The organism is Parabacteroides sp. TM07-1AC (assembly GCF_003480915.1).
Taxonomy (GTDB): domain Bacteria; phylum Bacteroidota; class Bacteroidia; order Bacteroidales; family Tannerellaceae; genus Parabacteroides; species Parabacteroides chongii.
In genome coordinates this window covers 494,820-510,298 of record NZ_QUKD01000001.1, presented here as the reverse complement: position 1 = coordinate 510,298, position 15,479 = coordinate 494,820, and the positions used below count along the sequence as shown (strand labels likewise).

The 15,479-nt window shown below is 35.5% G+C and carries 12 protein-coding genes; 10 read left to right on the top strand and 2 right to left on the bottom strand.

The window, feature by feature from the left end:
- Positions 1–4: 4 nt before the first annotated feature.
- The gene (locus DXD68_RS02155) at positions 5–898 is read left to right on the top strand and encodes a slipin family protein (RefSeq protein ID WP_122360094.1); all 894 of its coding nucleotides are present in this window, start codon (positions 5–7) and stop codon (positions 896–898) included.
- Positions 899–1,090: 192 nt separating this feature from the next.
- Here the strand turns inward: DXD68_RS02155 and DXD68_RS02150 are convergent, their stop codons facing one another.
- Positions 1,091–2,359 (bottom strand): mechanosensitive ion channel family protein, encoded by a 1,269-nt coding sequence (locus DXD68_RS02150; protein ID WP_122360093.1) that lies wholly within the window; start codon positions 2,357–2,359, stop codon positions 1,091–1,093.
- A 66-nt stretch (positions 2,360–2,425) separates the two neighbouring features.
- A complete protein-coding gene (locus tag DXD68_RS02145; RefSeq protein WP_122360092.1) occupies positions 2,426–3,595 on the bottom strand; it encodes a mechanosensitive ion channel family protein in 1,170 nt (389 codons plus the stop codon).
- A gap of 690 nt (positions 3,596–4,285) precedes the next feature.
- Between DXD68_RS02145 and DXD68_RS02140 the strand changes: the two genes are divergently transcribed.
- Genes DXD68_RS02140 through DXD68_RS02100 form a run of 9 tightly spaced genes read left to right on the top strand, consistent with a single transcriptional unit; the run spans position 4,286 to position 15,471 of the window.
- On the top strand, positions 4,286–6,199 hold the full coding sequence (locus tag DXD68_RS02140; RefSeq protein ID WP_122360091.1) for a UDP-N-acetylglucosamine 4,6-dehydratase family protein: 1,914 nt from the start codon (positions 4,286–4,288) through the stop codon (positions 6,197–6,199).
- A gap of 9 nt (positions 6,200–6,208) precedes the next feature.
- Entirely contained in the window at positions 6,209–7,258 is a 1,050-nt protein-coding gene (locus DXD68_RS02135) for an endonuclease/exonuclease/phosphatase family protein (RefSeq protein WP_122360090.1), read from the top strand.
- A 53-nt stretch (positions 7,259–7,311) separates the two neighbouring features.
- Positions 7,312–8,520 (top strand): glycosyltransferase, encoded by a 1,209-nt coding sequence (locus tag DXD68_RS02130; RefSeq protein WP_122360089.1) that lies wholly within the window; start codon positions 7,312–7,314, stop codon positions 8,518–8,520.
- Between the two features lie 8 nt (positions 8,521–8,528).
- Positions 8,529–10,052 (top strand): oligosaccharide flippase family protein, encoded by a 1,524-nt coding sequence (locus DXD68_RS02125; protein WP_122360088.1) that lies wholly within the window; start codon positions 8,529–8,531, stop codon positions 10,050–10,052.
- Positions 10,049–11,194 (top strand): Coenzyme F420 hydrogenase/dehydrogenase, beta subunit C-terminal domain, encoded by a 1,146-nt coding sequence (locus DXD68_RS02120; RefSeq protein WP_122360087.1) that lies wholly within the window; start codon positions 10,049–10,051, stop codon positions 11,192–11,194. The genes DXD68_RS02125 and DXD68_RS02120 overlap by 4 nt, the downstream gene beginning before the upstream one ends.
- Positions 11,176–12,225, top strand: coding sequence for a polysaccharide pyruvyl transferase family protein (locus tag DXD68_RS02115; RefSeq protein ID WP_122360086.1), 1,050 nt, complete (start codon positions 11,176–11,178; stop codon positions 12,223–12,225). The genes DXD68_RS02120 and DXD68_RS02115 overlap by 19 nt, the downstream gene beginning before the upstream one ends.
- On the top strand, positions 12,222–13,364 hold the full coding sequence (locus DXD68_RS02110; protein ID WP_122360085.1) for a glycosyltransferase family 4 protein: 1,143 nt from the start codon (positions 12,222–12,224) through the stop codon (positions 13,362–13,364). The genes DXD68_RS02115 and DXD68_RS02110 overlap by 4 nt, the downstream gene beginning before the upstream one ends.
- Positions 13,365–13,405: 41 nt before the next feature.
- A complete protein-coding gene (locus tag DXD68_RS02105) occupies positions 13,406–14,482 on the top strand; it encodes a hypothetical protein (RefSeq protein ID WP_122360084.1) in 1,077 nt (358 codons plus the stop codon).
- A gap of 38 nt (positions 14,483–14,520) precedes the next feature.
- Positions 14,521–15,471 (top strand): glycosyltransferase family 2 protein, encoded by a 951-nt coding sequence (locus DXD68_RS02100; RefSeq protein WP_122360083.1) that lies wholly within the window; start codon positions 14,521–14,523, stop codon positions 15,469–15,471.
- Positions 15,472–15,479 lie beyond the last annotated feature (8 nt).

The window sequence follows — 15,479 nt, the reverse complement described above, 5'->3', positions numbered from 1 at the left end:
ACTTATGACAGCAAATGTAATCAGCAAAGGATGGTTTAATCCCATTTCTATTTCAGTTTTGTTAGTACTGATTTTCATATCAGTTGTTCTGCATATTTTACATATTGTAAGTATGTTGGTGTTGTTGTTTCTGATCCTCTTATCGGGATTATTGGCTCTTTCGATCCGCATTGCCGACCAATGGGAGCGGGCAGTGGTGTTGCGTATGGGTAAATTCAAGGGCTTGAAAGGTCCGGGCCCGTTTATGATTATTCCTATTCTTGATAGCGTATCGGCTTATATCGACCAGCGTGTGCGTGTAAGTACTTTTAAAGCTGAACAAACTTTGACAAAAGACACTGTACCGGTAAATGTGGATGCAGTTGTATACTGGACGGTTTGGGATGTGGAAAAGGCAGCCCTGGAAGTGCAGGAATATCAAAAAGCCATCGAAAACATTGCCCAGACCGGTTTAAGAGATACGATCGGCAAACATGAACTGTCTACTCTATTGCAGGAGCGCGATAAGATTGCCGAAGATTTGCAGCATGTCTTAGACAGGAATACGAATCCCTGGGGTATAACCTGTCAAACAGTAGGTATTAATGATATTGCCATACCGCAGGATTTGGCTGATGCAATGAGTAAAGAGGCACAGGCCGAACGTGAAAGAAGAGCCCGTGTTATCCTGGGAACGGCTGAAACAGAGATTGCCGATAAGTTTGAACAGGCCAGTAAAAAATATACAGACAACCCTGTCGCGTTGCATCTCAGAGGCATGAACATGCTCTTCGAGGGTTTAAAAGAGAAAGGTTCAATGATTATTGTACCAAGTTCGGCACTGGATACTATGAATCTTGGAGCTATGGGAGGATTGGTTTCGTTGGCAAAGAGTAATGAGGCTTCGTTTAAGGAATAGTTTTAAAATTGATTTGTAGAATATTTTCTTTTATTTGAAATTCAGTAGACAAGTCTATTACTATGTCTTACAAATTAGAGGTACGTCTAAATCCATTTACACGTACCTCTAAATTTATTTACACCTGCCTCTGTCTCAAAGAACTATTCGGATGAACGAATAAAATTTCATCATCCTGTGAATAACAGAAGCCTAATCTTTTTCAATCCTTAGATGGCGTAGATCAGAACCTGAAACTTCCTGGAATACCTGTAGTCCGAACTCAGGCAAAATAGCTAGAATATGGTCGAACACATCCGCTTGAATACCTTCGTACGGAATCCAGACAGTTGTGGCTGCGAAGAAATATAATTCCATCGGTATCCCTTTTTCTGTCGGTTGCAGTTGGCGTACCATGCATGTCAGGTCTTTGTTTACGTCGGGATTGCTTTTCAGATAGTTTACCAGGTAAGCACGGAACACGCCGAGATTGGTTTGGCGGCGTCCGTTTACGAGGATGGAACCATCGATATTATGCTCTTTGTTGTATGTTTCCAGTTCCTGTTGTTTTGTGTCGACATATTCGGTAAGCAGGGCTATTTTACGAAACTTCTCCAACATTTCCGGTGTACAGAAACGGACGCTGTTCATGTCGATGTTGATAGAGCGTTTGACACGCCGGCCGCCTGATTCCTGCATACCTCGCCAGTTTTGGAAAGAGTCGCTGACAAGGGCGTAAGGCGGTATCATGGTGATTGTATTGTCGAAATTACGAACTTTGATCGAGTTCAGTGTCACTTCGATCACGGTTCCGTCCGCGCCGTATTTAGTCATCGTGATCCAGTCGCCCGGGCGGAGCATATCATTGGCAGATAGTTGGATACCGGCAACAAATCCGAGTATCGTATCTTTGAATACCAACATCAGTATAGCCGCCGAAGCACCTAATCCGGCAAACAATGTAGCGGGTGATTTCCCGATCAGGATACTGATGATAATGATAAACCCGACAAAGAATACAAGCACCTGAATGATCTGCACAAACCCTTTTAACGGCTTATTCTTGAAGGCTTCTTTCCTGTTGTATATTTCGAGGAGCAGATTTAATGCCGCATTAATAAAACGCAATATGACGGCAACAATATAGATACTGCAGATCATTTGGAGAATACCGAGTAATGTAGGCATCTCACTCCTGGGAAGTGCCAAAGGCAGCATGATATAAACCAAAATGGCGGGGATCAAGTGCATCAGCTTGTTGATGATCTTGCGTTCCACGATCAGGTCGTCCCATTGGTTTTTGGTTCTTTTGGCAAAGCGTTTAAATAATCCGAGGAAGATGTAACGGCAGGTATAATCGATACCGACGGTTACTGCTATAACGAGAAGCAGTACAATCAGGTTATCCCATATATTTGCCGAATCGTGTACTAACCCCCATTTGATCAGATAACTGTTAATCCATTGTTGTAATTCACTCATACATTTGTCTTTAAAGTTGCGAACACAAATATAGGTAAAAAATCAGAGTCTCCCAAGTGACCGTTATCAGTCCGAATATTGATATACTTTCAGTTCGAACTTTGGCACCATCGCAAAGAAATGATCGAATATATCCGACTGGATGCGTTCATACTCTTTCCATACTTTATTACGGGAAAAGAAATAGATTTGAATAGGCACGCCGTATTCGGTCGATTGAAGCTGGCTGATGATCAGGTCAAGGTCTGTGTTGACAACAGGCAAACTGTTCAGATAACGTTCCACATAGATACGGAACATCTGTGAATTGGTGGGCGTAACCCCTTTATCCGGCTGGTAATCGGAGAGGAGAGGAATCTCCTTGCGGAACGTATCCAGCATATCCGGTGTACAGAATTTAATAGTATTCAGGTCGAGAAAGATTGATTTCATGACCCGTCGTCCGCCGGATTCGACCATTCCCCGCCAGTTCTGGAAAGAATTATTGACTAATGTATAGGGTGGAATAGTGGAAATCGTATTATCGAAATTCTGTATTTTTACAGTGTTCAACGTAATTTCCTGCACGACACCGTTGGCATTCGATCCCGGAACTGTGATCCAGTCGCCCGGTCGCAACATATCGTTGGCAGAAAGTTGTATGCCTGCTACAAATCCGAGTATCGTGTCTTTGAACACCAGCATCAGGATCGCTGCTGAAGCACCCAGTCCGGCAAACAAGGTGGCGGGTGATTTACCGACCAGAATAGCTATAATAACAATACCGCCGATAAAGAAAGCCAGCACCTGGAATACCTGTATGAAACCTTTTATCGACCGGTTTTTATTCACTTCCTTGTGATTGTATATATCCATTATCACAAGGATAAATCCGTTGATCGCCAATAGTAATACGAATACGATATAGACAGCGCACACTTTTTGAGAGAGCAGCAATAACTCTTTTCCCCGGATAAAAGCCATAGGAAGCAATGCGTACACCAAAATACCGGGAATGGCATGCACCAAATTGTGCACTACTTTTCGTTTGATCAGCAGTGTATCCCAGAAATAATGACTTTTTTCCGACAGCTTCCGTACACTGCCCACAAAAATAAACTGACATAGATAATCGATACCGACCGCTAAAACAATCAGCAATGCAGCAATGATAATCTCATCGAAAGTGTTTGCAATTTTTGGATCTACTCCCCATCCAATGAGGATCTTGTTCATCCAACTACCTAAGTTCATCATATTATTTATATCTATTTCTCTATAAAGATAACATTTATAATTTGAAATGTGCCTGTAGGATCTACTTTCACATTAATCACATACACCTTAACAACAAAAATTAATTCATAAAATGAGATCTTATTTTGTGAAAAAACATTATTTGATCTAGTCGAAGTGTTAAATAATCGCCATGGAGACCATTGGATTCTGTAAGATTTTTAGACATAATCGATTGTATATTTTAGTTAATATGTGTATAATGTGTGATTGTCGTTTTAGATAGCTGTGTATTTGTATATACGGTTGAGTATTAGACTGTTAATAAAGTGGAATGACTAGAAAAAACGTTCCTTTTTTTTAGTCACTGCAAAGTTATAATAAAAGTTAGAACAAACAATAGCGTATTTTCTATATCCCTTATAATTCATGTAGTATAAGAAATTCATTTTTTCATCTTGTAACAAATAAAATGACGCAAAAAAAGGAACGATTAATCTAGTCATTTTTATAGGGACATTGTCGATTTATTATTTAACAATATAAATCTTCAAATTGCTATGATTTTTAATGGCTATTTTGAAATTTATTAATATGTACATTACATTAAGTCACTCTGTGACTGACGTACTTTGTTGTGTGCAATAACGAAATTCTATAACTTTAAAACTATTGATTGTTAATCGTTTTTCATTCATTAAAATTGATCCTATGACGTTTATTTCACTGTTTCGTTATTTCTCCAAATTAAGGTATTTTAATCAATGGATAATTTTCTTGATTGATTTGTTCCTTTCCGGCTGCTCTACTTTGATTTCTTTGGGGCTTCTCTCTTATGTTTTAGCTTTTAACTATTCGATACACATATTTGCCATAGCACTGTTTTCTTCTACATTATGCAGTGCCGTTAGCTTTGTTTGTTTTAAGAGTTACAAAGGTGTTATTCGCCATTCTGCCTTCACCGAGGTTGGGCGCATCCTTCTGGTCACTTTCCTGAAGATATTGCTGTTGATACCGGTTATTGCTTATCTGGCAACCGAACTGACTTTCCGTAATATCTTATTAGGAACTCTGATCGATCTGTTCTTAACATTCTTCCTGCTGACCCTTTTCCGGGTGACACTGATTACACTGTATCATTTGGTTCTGAATATATCCAATCGCGACAAGCTTCTGATTTACGGAAGTGAAAACCGTACAACAGCCCTGTTCGGAGCCTCCTTGAATGATAAGCTGATGTACCAGGTTGAAGGATATCTTCGTTTCGGCAAGAAATCTTCATTACGTATAGGCGGATATAAAGTCTATTCCGTCAGAGATCAGATTGAATTTAACAGCTTGGTTAACAGGAAAAATATCAAAGCCATTCTTTTCACAGACTTCCAAGCCATCAAAGCCGAAAGCGAACGCCTGATCCGTTACTGTGAAAAGAAGAAAGTCCGTATGCTGATGCTTCCGACTATCGACGAACTCAGAGAAGGAAGCAAAACATTGCATAATCTCCCTGCCGTACGTATCGAAGATCTATTGGGTCGTGATGAAATCCATATAAATATGGAGGAAATCGCAAACTCCCTTCAAGGAAAAGTTGTTTTGGTAACCGGAGCAGCCGGTTCGATTGGTAGTGAACTATGCCGTCAGCTATGCCATTTCGGTTTAAAGCAATTGATCTTATTCGACAGTGCGGAAACACCGATGCACAACATACGCCTGGAACTGGAAGAAAAATTCCCCGAAGTCCGGTTCGTGCCTGTCATGGGAGATATCCGTATGATCGACCGTGTCGAGAGCGTATTCAGCCGCTTTCATCCTCAGATCGTCTTCCATGCCGCCGCCTACAAACATGTGCCTTTGATGGAGGAAAACCCCTGTGAAGCCATTCATACGAACGTCTATGGTACTCACAACGTAGCCGATATGGCAGTAAAATATGAGGTAGACAAATTCATCATGATCTCTACTGACAAAGCCGTAAATCCAACGAATGTAATGGGTGCATCCAAGCGCCTGGCCGAAATCTATGTTCAAAGTCTAAGTACTGCGATCAGTAGAGGACTGCATCCCGGAAAGACTCGTTTTATTACGACTCGTTTTGGAAATGTCCTGGGAAGTAATGGCTCGGTTATTCCCCGTTTCCGGGAGCAATTGGCAAAAGGAGGTCCGCTGACAGTAACTCACCCCGATATTATCCGTTACTTCATGACTATCCCGGAAGCCTGTCGCCTGGTGCTGGAAGCCGCTTTTATGGGAAAGGGAAATGAGATATTCGTATTCGACATGGGAACACCTGTAAAGATAGCTGATTTGGCACGCCGTATGATTGAACTGGCAGGTCTTGTCCCTGATAAAGATATAGAGATTCAGTACACAGGTCTTCGTCCGGGCGAGAAACTCTACGAAGAACTTTTGGCTATAAAGGAGAATACGCTGCCGACATCGAATGAAAAGATTTATCGTGCCCAGGTTCGCGAATACGATTTCAATGAAATCAATAATTTAATGGAACCGTTGGTTCACCTGGCTCTCTGCGTTGATAAAGTCGGAACGGTGAAGATGATGAAAGAGATTGTTCCGGAGTTTAAGAGTAAGAATTCGGAATATGAAGCCTTGGACAAACAACAATAAAGACACAGAGTGAAAAGTTTAAATAACTTTTTCCAGATATTCTTTGTTGTATTATCCATCCTCTGTTTTATCGGAGGACGCTATGTTGAAGGAATTTGTATTTGGCTTTCTCTTCTGACTTTAGCTGTTTGGCCGATATTGGCCGCCAATCTGTTGATGGGAGTCATACAATTGTTCACAAAGAAAAAATGGAGATGTTCTATTTCTCTCTTTGCCATTTTGCTCCACACCAATTATTTGCTGGCAGTTTATCAACTGCCTTTCTGGAATCAGCAAGAAGTAGCAGACTCGGAAGGAACCCCATTGACTGTCGTTACTTACAATACCAGTCATTTTTATTGGGGCAAGAAGTACACAATGAATGAAGCTGCCGCTTATATAAAGGAGCTTCAGCCCGATATTGTCTGCTTTCAGGAAGCACCCGGCGATGGTTATTACCACCGTGACAGTATCCGATACGCCTTTGATTATGTTTTGTATAAATATATCAGCCGGCGTACCGACCATTTACCAACAACGATTTACAGCCGTTACCCCATCCATTCGGTAAAGGCTCTTTATTATGAAAATTCTCAGAACATGTCATTGATAGCTGATGTACGGATAAACAATCAATACATCCGCGTAATCAACAATCATTTTGAGACGACAAGCGTCAATGCTTATATAGGTAGAATCATTGCGCCTAATAAAGAGTTTAAGACCCGTATGAAAGCCATCAAAGAATTGTTTCTACAGATGAATCGCAATAACCGGAAACGGGCAGACCAAGCAAATACAATCCGTACAGAGATTGAAAATTCTCCTTATCCTGTACTTGTTTGCGGAGATTTCAATGATACACCGGCTTCTTATGCATACCATCAGGTTCGAAAAGGGTTGACTGATGGCTTTCGGGAATGTGGAAGTGGGTATCAATATACATTCCGACAGTTGTATAAGCTTTGGAGGATAGATTATATTTTTTATTCGGAGTCGTTGAAAGGGAGAGAGTGCTATTCTCCGGAGACGTCTTATAGTGACCATAATATGGTAGTTTGGAAAGGATTTGTGAATTAATCTCACCAACGGATACAATGAGAAGTTTTTGAAAAGAAATCAACAGTTATATAATGAAAGTACTTCAAATTAATGCAACTTATGCTAATGGAAGCACTGGTACCATTGTTCAGGATTTACAACAATGTTGTGAAGAGAATGGGATTGAGTGTCATGTTGCTTATGCAATTTCAAGGATACCACAGCATGAAATAAAAAATGGCTATAAGATTGGCAATATTGTAAGTAATAAGCTACATGCTTTGTTATGTAGAATAAATGGTAAACAGGCTTATTTCTCATTTCTGCCTACATTGAAACTATTGAAGTATATTGATAAAATACAACCAGATGTAATCCATCTTCATAACTTGCATAGTAATTACATCAATTTAAATATGTTATTACGTTATATTGCTAAACATAATATTGCGACAGTGATTACTATGCATGATTGTTGGTTCTTTACAGGTGGTTGTTTTCATTATACTGATATGAATTGCTTTAAATGGCAAGAGCAATGTGGAAATTGTCCTAAGAAAAAACAGGATACACCAGCTTATTTGTATGATAAATCCCATGAAATCTTGATGGATAGATATAAGTATCTCAATGCAATTAAAAATTTGACTGTAGTAGGCGTTTCTGATTGGATTACAAAAGAAGGAAAGAAGTCAGTTTTTAAAAACATACATTGCATGAGTATTCATAATGGTATAGATACTATGGTTTTCAAACCGACACCTTCTAATATCAGAAAACAATATGGTCTTGAAGATAAGTTCGTATTACTTGGACCTGTAACTAAATGGTTGAGTACAATAAATAAAGATGTTTTAAAAACTTTTGTTGCAGGTTTTGATAGTGATATGGTTCTATTGCTGTTTGGTTATGATAAGAGGTCGATAGAATTGCCAAATAATGTCAAGGTTATAGGTTATACTTCGAGTAAAGAAGAATTAGCTAAATTATATTCAATGGCTGATGTTTTTGTAAATTGTACACGAGAAGATTCTCTACCGACTATCAACATGGAAGCGCAAGCTTGTGGCACTCCTGTTATTTCGTTTGCTAATACAGGAGTAACAGAAACAGTGAATAAGCAATATGGTGAATGTGTAAAAACAGGAGATGTTATTGCATTATTAACTGGTATTAGAAAGATTAAAAATGATAAGCAGCATAATTATTCTGAAGGTTTGGTTAAATGGATTTTGTCTGAATACAAAAAAGAAGTTAATTATAAGAAATACATAGAATTATATAAAGGAATTTTACAATAAGTGGAAAAATGGCTATTAATCAGTTAAAAGTAGGGGCTGCACTAAGTTATGTTTCTATTGCTTTAAATATGGTGATAGGATTAATATATGCACCTTATATGCTTCGAATGTTGGGGCAAGCAGAATATGGTCTTTATTCATTAGCAGCTTCCATAATAGCTTACCTTACAGTGCTTGATCTTGGTTTTGGCAATGCTATTGTACGTTATACTGCCAAATTTAGAGCTGAAGGAAATGTTCGTGAGCAACAGGAAATGTTTGGAATGTTCTTAGCTTTATATGTAGGCCTTGGACTTATTGCAGTCATAGTCGGTAGTATATTGGCTATTAATGTAGAGGATTTGTTTTCATTAAACATGACTGAAGATGAGGCTTGTAAGATGCAAATAATGTTATGGTTAATGACTTTTAATCTAGCATTTACTTTTCCGATGAGTATTTGGGGAAGTATTATGACTGCATATGAAAAATTTGCATTTCAACGGATTGTAAGCATTGTTAGAACAATTTTAAATCCACTAGTGATGGTATTATTGTTATCGATAGGGTATAAAGCTGTTGCGATGGTAGTAGTAACTACTTTATTCAATATTTTTACGTTACTAATCAATTTATTTTATTGTTATTCAAAACTGAATATAAAAATAAAATTTGGAGTATTTAACCCTATTTTGCTAAAAGAAATATCAATATATAGTTTTTGGATTTTCTTAAGTGTGATAATGGATAGAATATATTGGAGTACGGGACAGTTTGTACTTGGTATTTTCAAGGGTACAGTGGTAGTTGCTATTTATTCTGTTGCAATTCAACTAACCCATATGTTTATGATGTTCTCTACATCTATCAGTGGTGTATTTTTACCAAAAGTAACAGCTATGGTTTCTACTAGTAATTCAAATAAAGAAATTTCAGATTTATTTATCCGTACTGGAAGGATTCAGTATATTATCATGTCTTTTATTCTTAGTGCTTTTATCATATTTGGACAATCTTTTATAAGAATTTGGGCCGGTGAAGCTTATGAAGAAGCATATTATATATCGTTACTGTTTTTTTTTACTTTATTACCCCCTATGATTCAAAATCTAGGAATTACTATACTTCAAGCCCGAAATCAAATGCGTTTCAGAGCAATTAGCTATGTAGTTATTGCTATTTTTAGTTCTTTATTCTCAATTTATGGAGCTAGAAGATGGGGGGCTATAGGATGTGCCTATGCGACAGCTGGTGCATTGTTACTTGGTCAAGGTTTACTTATGAATATTTATTATAAAAAGAAGCAAAAAATAGATATTCGAAAATTTTGGTATGAAATAATAAAGATGTCAGTCATGCCTGTTGTTTTTGTTCCTATTTGTATATTTTGCATAAATAGTTTAAGTATAAACTTGGATAACATATCTACTTTTATTTATTCAGCAATAATATTTACCTTATTGTATGTACCTCTTTTTGGATTTATAAGTATGAATAAATATGAACGAAATTTGTTCACTCGTCCCATCAATATGTTAATAAAAAGGGTATGAAAAAGTTAGTGTTAAAGAGTGAAGACTGCTGTGGATGTGAGGCTTGTGTGCAACGATGTCCACGTAAATGTATTACATTAGAAGTGGATTGTGAGGGATTTCTTTTTCCATATATAGATGAAAATTTATGTATAAATTGTGGTTTATGTAAAAAGGTTTGTCCTGTAATTCACTCTAACATTTCTAGTATTCCTATTAAAGTGTTTGCTGCAATAAATTCAAACGAAGAAGTTCGTTTAGAGAGTTCTTCTGGTGGTATATTTTCTTTATTGGGAGAGAAAATATTGAAACAAAAAGGAGTTGTTTTTGGAGCAAAATTTGATACTGAATTTGGAGTGATACACGATTTTATCGAAATGAAAGAAGAACTTATTTTGTTTCGAGGTTCAAAATATTTACAAAGTCATATAGATAGAAGTTTCATCCAAGCACAATTTTTCTTAAAACAAGGTCGTAAGGTACTGTTTAGTGGTACTCCATGTCAAATAGCGGGACTCAGAAGATTTCTTAATTACGATTATGAAAATCTTATGACTGTAGATATTATATGTCATGGGGTTCCAAGTCCTTCTGTATGGAAGCGTTACCTTTCTGAAAATTTTCATCTAAAGCCATCATATAATATTTCATTTCGTGATAAATGTAGAGGATGGAAAACTTATTGTTTTTCTATAACAGATTCATTGACTGGGGAAAAAATTTTCATTGAACCTGCTGTTAAAAACTCATTTTTATCTGGATTTGTAGCGGGGTTATTTTTAAGAAAATCTTGTTACTCGTGCAAATTTAAGAATAACACAAGTGGTAGTGATATTACTCTTGGAGATTTGTGGAATGCAAAACGATATGATGATTGTGTCATAGATGATGATAAAGGTATAAATGTGGTATTAGCAAATACACAAAAAGGAATATCCTTATTAAAAGAAGTGGGTTATTTTCCTTCTATTGACTATCTAAATGTTATCATGGATAATCCTTCGTTAGTTTATCCAACTAAAAAAACAATAAAACGTAAAGTATTCTATAGTTGCAATGATTTGACTGTTAACGAAATAGTGAACAGACTATTAAAACAATCATTTGTACAACGGAATGTTTTTCTAACTTATAGTTTATTTAAATGTCTAAAAAGAAAATAGGAATTCTTACTCATCCTTTGATAAACAATTACGGAGGTATTCTTCAAACTTTTGCTTTGCAAACTTATTTGCAGCATTTTGATTTTGAGGTAGTGATACTTGACCGCCGTAATAACAGAGGGGTTATAAAGAGGTTGGCACTTGCAATGTTGAATGCGATTCCTTTTACCCCATATTGGAAGGCCAGAATACGAGTGAGAAAATTAACTTCATTTATCAATACTCATATTCATCGGACTAAAGCTATTTATAGTGATTGGGAATTTAAGAAGGTTTGTGACAAGAATATTTTTGATGTTATTGTAGTAGGGAGTGATCAAGTATGGCGTGCAGACTTTGCTTCACCACGTGGTGGATTATATTTTTTGGATTTTATACCTAAGAATTCAAAGACGAAAAAGATAGCCTATGCAGCTTCGCTAGGGTATGATGACTGGCGGTATACTTTTGAAACAACTATTAAGATACAAGAATGGGTATCTGATTTTATAGCGGTATCTGTTCGTGAGGAATCTGCGGTAAAGCTTTGTAAGGAGAATATGCATGTGGATGCTACTCATGTGTTAGACCCTACATTCTTATTGCCTGTTACAGAATATGACAAGTTGGCTTCAACTAGATTAGTTATAGGGAAGTATATTTTTGTCTATTGGTTAGGTGATAGGGAAAGTCTTCGTAAAGCTATACTTCCGTTTATTAATAAAGGATATACAATTATAGAACAAAGTCTAAGAGGGAATAATATACAGATGTCTATTGAAGATTGGTTGTCGTATATCAAGTATGCAGATCGTGTAATTACAGATTCTTTTCATGGATGTGTTTTTTCTTTGATATTTCATAAACAATTTATTATTCATGCTAATCAGTCGGGAGGAACGACTCGTCTTGCATCGTTGTTTAAGATGCTGAATATAGAAGGAATATTTAATAACTCTGACTATATGATTGATTATATTGCATTAGATAATACATTAATAACTTTGCGAAATTTTTCAAAAGAATTTCTCTTTAAGGCATTAGAAATATGACTATAACATTCTACTCTAATTTTCTGAATCATCACCAACTTTCTCTTTGTAATGAATTCATCAATATAATAGGTTTAGATAATTTTAAATTTGTAGCCTCTCAAAAAATTGATTATGAGCGTATTGAAATGGGTTATGAGGATATGAATGTGAAATATTCGTTTGTGATAAAAGCTTATGAAAGTGAGGCTGAATTAATGATGGCGAAGGAGCTCGCAAAAAAAAGTGATGTGGCTATTATGGGGGCGAATAGTAACCAGTTTTGTAAGATTAGGATGAAAGTCAACAAATTGACTTTTCGATTTTCAGAACGTTTTTTTAAAAATGGAACTTGGCATCGATTTATTCCAACAACAGCTTATACAATTTATAAAAACTATACTCTTTATCGAGAAAAGTCTTTGTATGTTTTATGCGCAAGTGCTTATTTAGCAGAAGATTTAGCTTTGTTGGGATTTCCTAAGTCTAAGTGTTTCAGATGGGGATATTTCCCAGCAATGAAATTCTATGAAGGACCAGTGATGAGTCTTAAATCATCAGATAAGATTGAATTACTTTGGGTCGGTCGAATGATTTGGTGGAAGCATCCAGAAGATGCGGTATATACATTAGATTATCTTCTTAAAAAAGGACTTTGCTGTCATCTTACCATGATTGGTGAGGGGAAGAAGCGTAAAGAGGTAGAAGCTCTTTCGCGTAAATTAGGAATTCAAGAAAATATTCTTTTTAAAAATTTTTGTTCAGAGCAAGAAGTTCGCCGATATATGGAATATGCAAATATTTATATTTTTAGTAGTGGTCGTGAAGAAGGTTGGGGAGCAGTTCTAAATGAAGCGATGAATAGTGGTTGTTTGGTTGTTGCGAACGAACATGCAGGTTCTACACCTTTTCTTATCCAACAAGGAAAAAACGGATTAGTCTATAAAGGTTCTCATCACGACTTGATGAAATGTTTAGATATGATTGTTGAGGATAAATCAATAATATCAAAAATGGGAGAACAGGCTTATTTTTCTATTTGTGAAATTTGGAATTACCGTGTAGCTGCAAATAACTTCGTAAAACTATCTCAGGCGTTGATGAATAATGATAGTGAAAAATCTATATTGTTTGGGCCGGGTAGTGCATATTATTATTAATGAATGATTATGTGTTTCTATATAATCTTTAAATAGTTCATATGAAGGTTTGTAATTTAATTTATATTTTTCCTCTTCTAGCTTTTTTTGTAGTATTGAATGTGAATCCTAATGCTGCATATGTTGATTTGGAAGCTCAATTATATGATTTGTCTTATATAGAAGATACCAATATCTCAGAATATATAGAAAGTCAATCTCTTATAGGAAGACCATTTCTTTATCAATCAGTATATGCAATATTGCATCAATCAATTGGACTTAATGCAAAAACCTATATCGCTATATTGACATTTGTTTATTATTTAATATTGATAATTGTTGTCAATGTTTGGAATAATAAATTGAGAAAAAATACAAATATAACAATAAATAAGACATTTGTATTTATAATACTTTTTACATCTATGAGTCCACTTTTCTTTGCGGTTTCTCGGTTTTTCTTTGCGGTTATATTGGTTATAATGGCTCTAGCTTTTGGATTAAAAAAGATATATTTTATTGGAGGAATATTATTATTGTCTGCTCCGTTAGCCCACGATGGTATTAAAATTATATTTTTAGTATTGTTTTTGGCCGTATTGTTTTCGTGGCGATTCAAGAGTAACTTGAGTCAAGTTTCTCGGATGAATAGAAATGTATGGATTACAATTATATGTATAGCGGCTTTAATGGGTTCAACATCGTTGATACAATTATTGGGACGTTTTTTAATAAGATTAGGATTACTTCAACAAAGCTATTCTGATAGTTATTTGGATTCAGTTGGTAGCGAAGGATACTTCAAATTTGTCATTGTGTTAATGATGCTTGGCCCTCTTCTTGCATTGTATATTAACACAATCCTTTATAAAAGAACTGATTTCCTTTATTTTTTAAGTGTTTCTATTTTGATATGTGTGTGTGCTGTGTTTAATTATAGAATATTTATGGTGCAGAGGTATATGATGTTTGTACCATTTATACTAGCATTAACTACTCAAAATATAATGAATGATTATAATTATAGAGTTTGTAATATGCCAGTATGGTATCTATCAGTATTAATGTTAATACCCTTTTGTTTCTTTTTACAGTTATATCTTTCATCGCGGTTCTTTTTCCCATTTTTTTATTGATAAAATAAAAATGGGAAAAATCATATAAAACTTAATATATGCAGTCCAAAATTACAATTATAGTTCCAGTCTATAAAGTAGAAAAATATATATATCGTTGTATAAATAGTGTATTAGCTCAAACTTATTCAAATTGGGAATTAATTCTTGTTGATGATGGTTCACCTGATAAGTGTCCTATTATTTGTGATAACTATGCTAAAGCTGATGGACGTATTAGAGTGATTCACAAAGAGAACGGAGGATTGTCATCTGCACGCAATGTAGGGCTAGAGTACTTGTCTGGTGATTATGTAACTTTTTTGGATAGTGATGATTTTATTCATTCTGATACACTTCAAGATACTTTACTATTAGCAGAGAAAGAAAATGCAGATATTGTACAATTTTCTTTTTTAAGGGGGAGAGAAGATGTTTTTCCTTCTATTAAAAAAGAAACTTCTGTTCGTCGTTTTGATAATCACTCTATATTTTGCAGTAGTGTTCAGAAGATTATTGTGTGGGGGAAATTATATCGTAGTGAATTGTGGAAAGGAATTAGAATGCCTATAGGTAAGGTTAATGAAGATGATGCTACGACTTGGAAATTATATTATAGGAGTAGTCGTATTTTATATGTGAATACACCTTATTATTATTATTATAAAAATTCAGAGAGTATCATGGCTAACCAAAAAAAGGTTCTCAAATTAGATTTCATTAGCGCTTATGAAGAACGTATTGCTTTTTTTGAAAATGAAAGAGAAAAATTATTGACGGACCTTTCTAAATGGCGTTTTTGTTTACCGTTAATGCTGAATTATGCGTATGGTAATGTGAAAAAAACAGAACTTCCTGTTTTATTAAAATACTTTCAGCTTCATGTTAATGCAGCTATAAATTGTTCAAAAGTCCCATTATTACATCGTTTTATACTCTCTATGTTCCGTATTTATCCATATTTTTTTAGATTCTTATTTATGTTTTTAGGAAGAGCCCATAATCTATAAATAAAAAT

Excerpts from the sequence above, each read along its gene's own strand:
- DXD68_RS02155 (WP_122360094.1), top strand. The coding sequence starts at position 5 with ATGACAGCAAATGTAATCAGCAAAGGATGGTTTAATCCCATTTCTATT.
- DXD68_RS02150 (WP_122360093.1), bottom strand. The coding sequence starts at position 2,359 with ATGAGTGAATTACAACAATGGATTAACAGTTATCTGATCAAATGGGGG.
- DXD68_RS02145 (WP_122360092.1), bottom strand. The coding sequence starts at position 3,595 with ATGATGAACTTAGGTAGTTGGATGAACAAGATCCTCATTGGATGGGGA.
- DXD68_RS02140 (WP_122360091.1), top strand. The coding sequence starts at position 4,286 with ATGACGTTTATTTCACTGTTTCGTTATTTCTCCAAATTAAGGTATTTT.
- DXD68_RS02130 (WP_122360089.1), top strand. The coding sequence starts at position 7,312 with ATGAAAGTACTTCAAATTAATGCAACTTATGCTAATGGAAGCACTGGT.
- DXD68_RS02125 (WP_122360088.1), top strand. The coding sequence starts at position 8,529 with ATGGCTATTAATCAGTTAAAAGTAGGGGCTGCACTAAGTTATGTTTCT.
- DXD68_RS02120 (WP_122360087.1), top strand. The coding sequence starts at position 10,049 with ATGAAAAAGTTAGTGTTAAAGAGTGAAGACTGCTGTGGATGTGAGGCT.
- DXD68_RS02115 (WP_122360086.1), top strand. The coding sequence starts at position 11,176 with ATGTCTAAAAAGAAAATAGGAATTCTTACTCATCCTTTGATAAACAAT.
- DXD68_RS02110 (WP_122360085.1), top strand. The coding sequence starts at position 12,222 with ATGACTATAACATTCTACTCTAATTTTCTGAATCATCACCAACTTTCT.
- DXD68_RS02105 (WP_122360084.1), top strand. The coding sequence starts at position 13,406 with ATGAAGGTTTGTAATTTAATTTATATTTTTCCTCTTCTAGCTTTTTTT.
- DXD68_RS02100 (WP_122360083.1), top strand. The coding sequence starts at position 14,521 with ATGCAGTCCAAAATTACAATTATAGTTCCAGTCTATAAAGTAGAAAAA.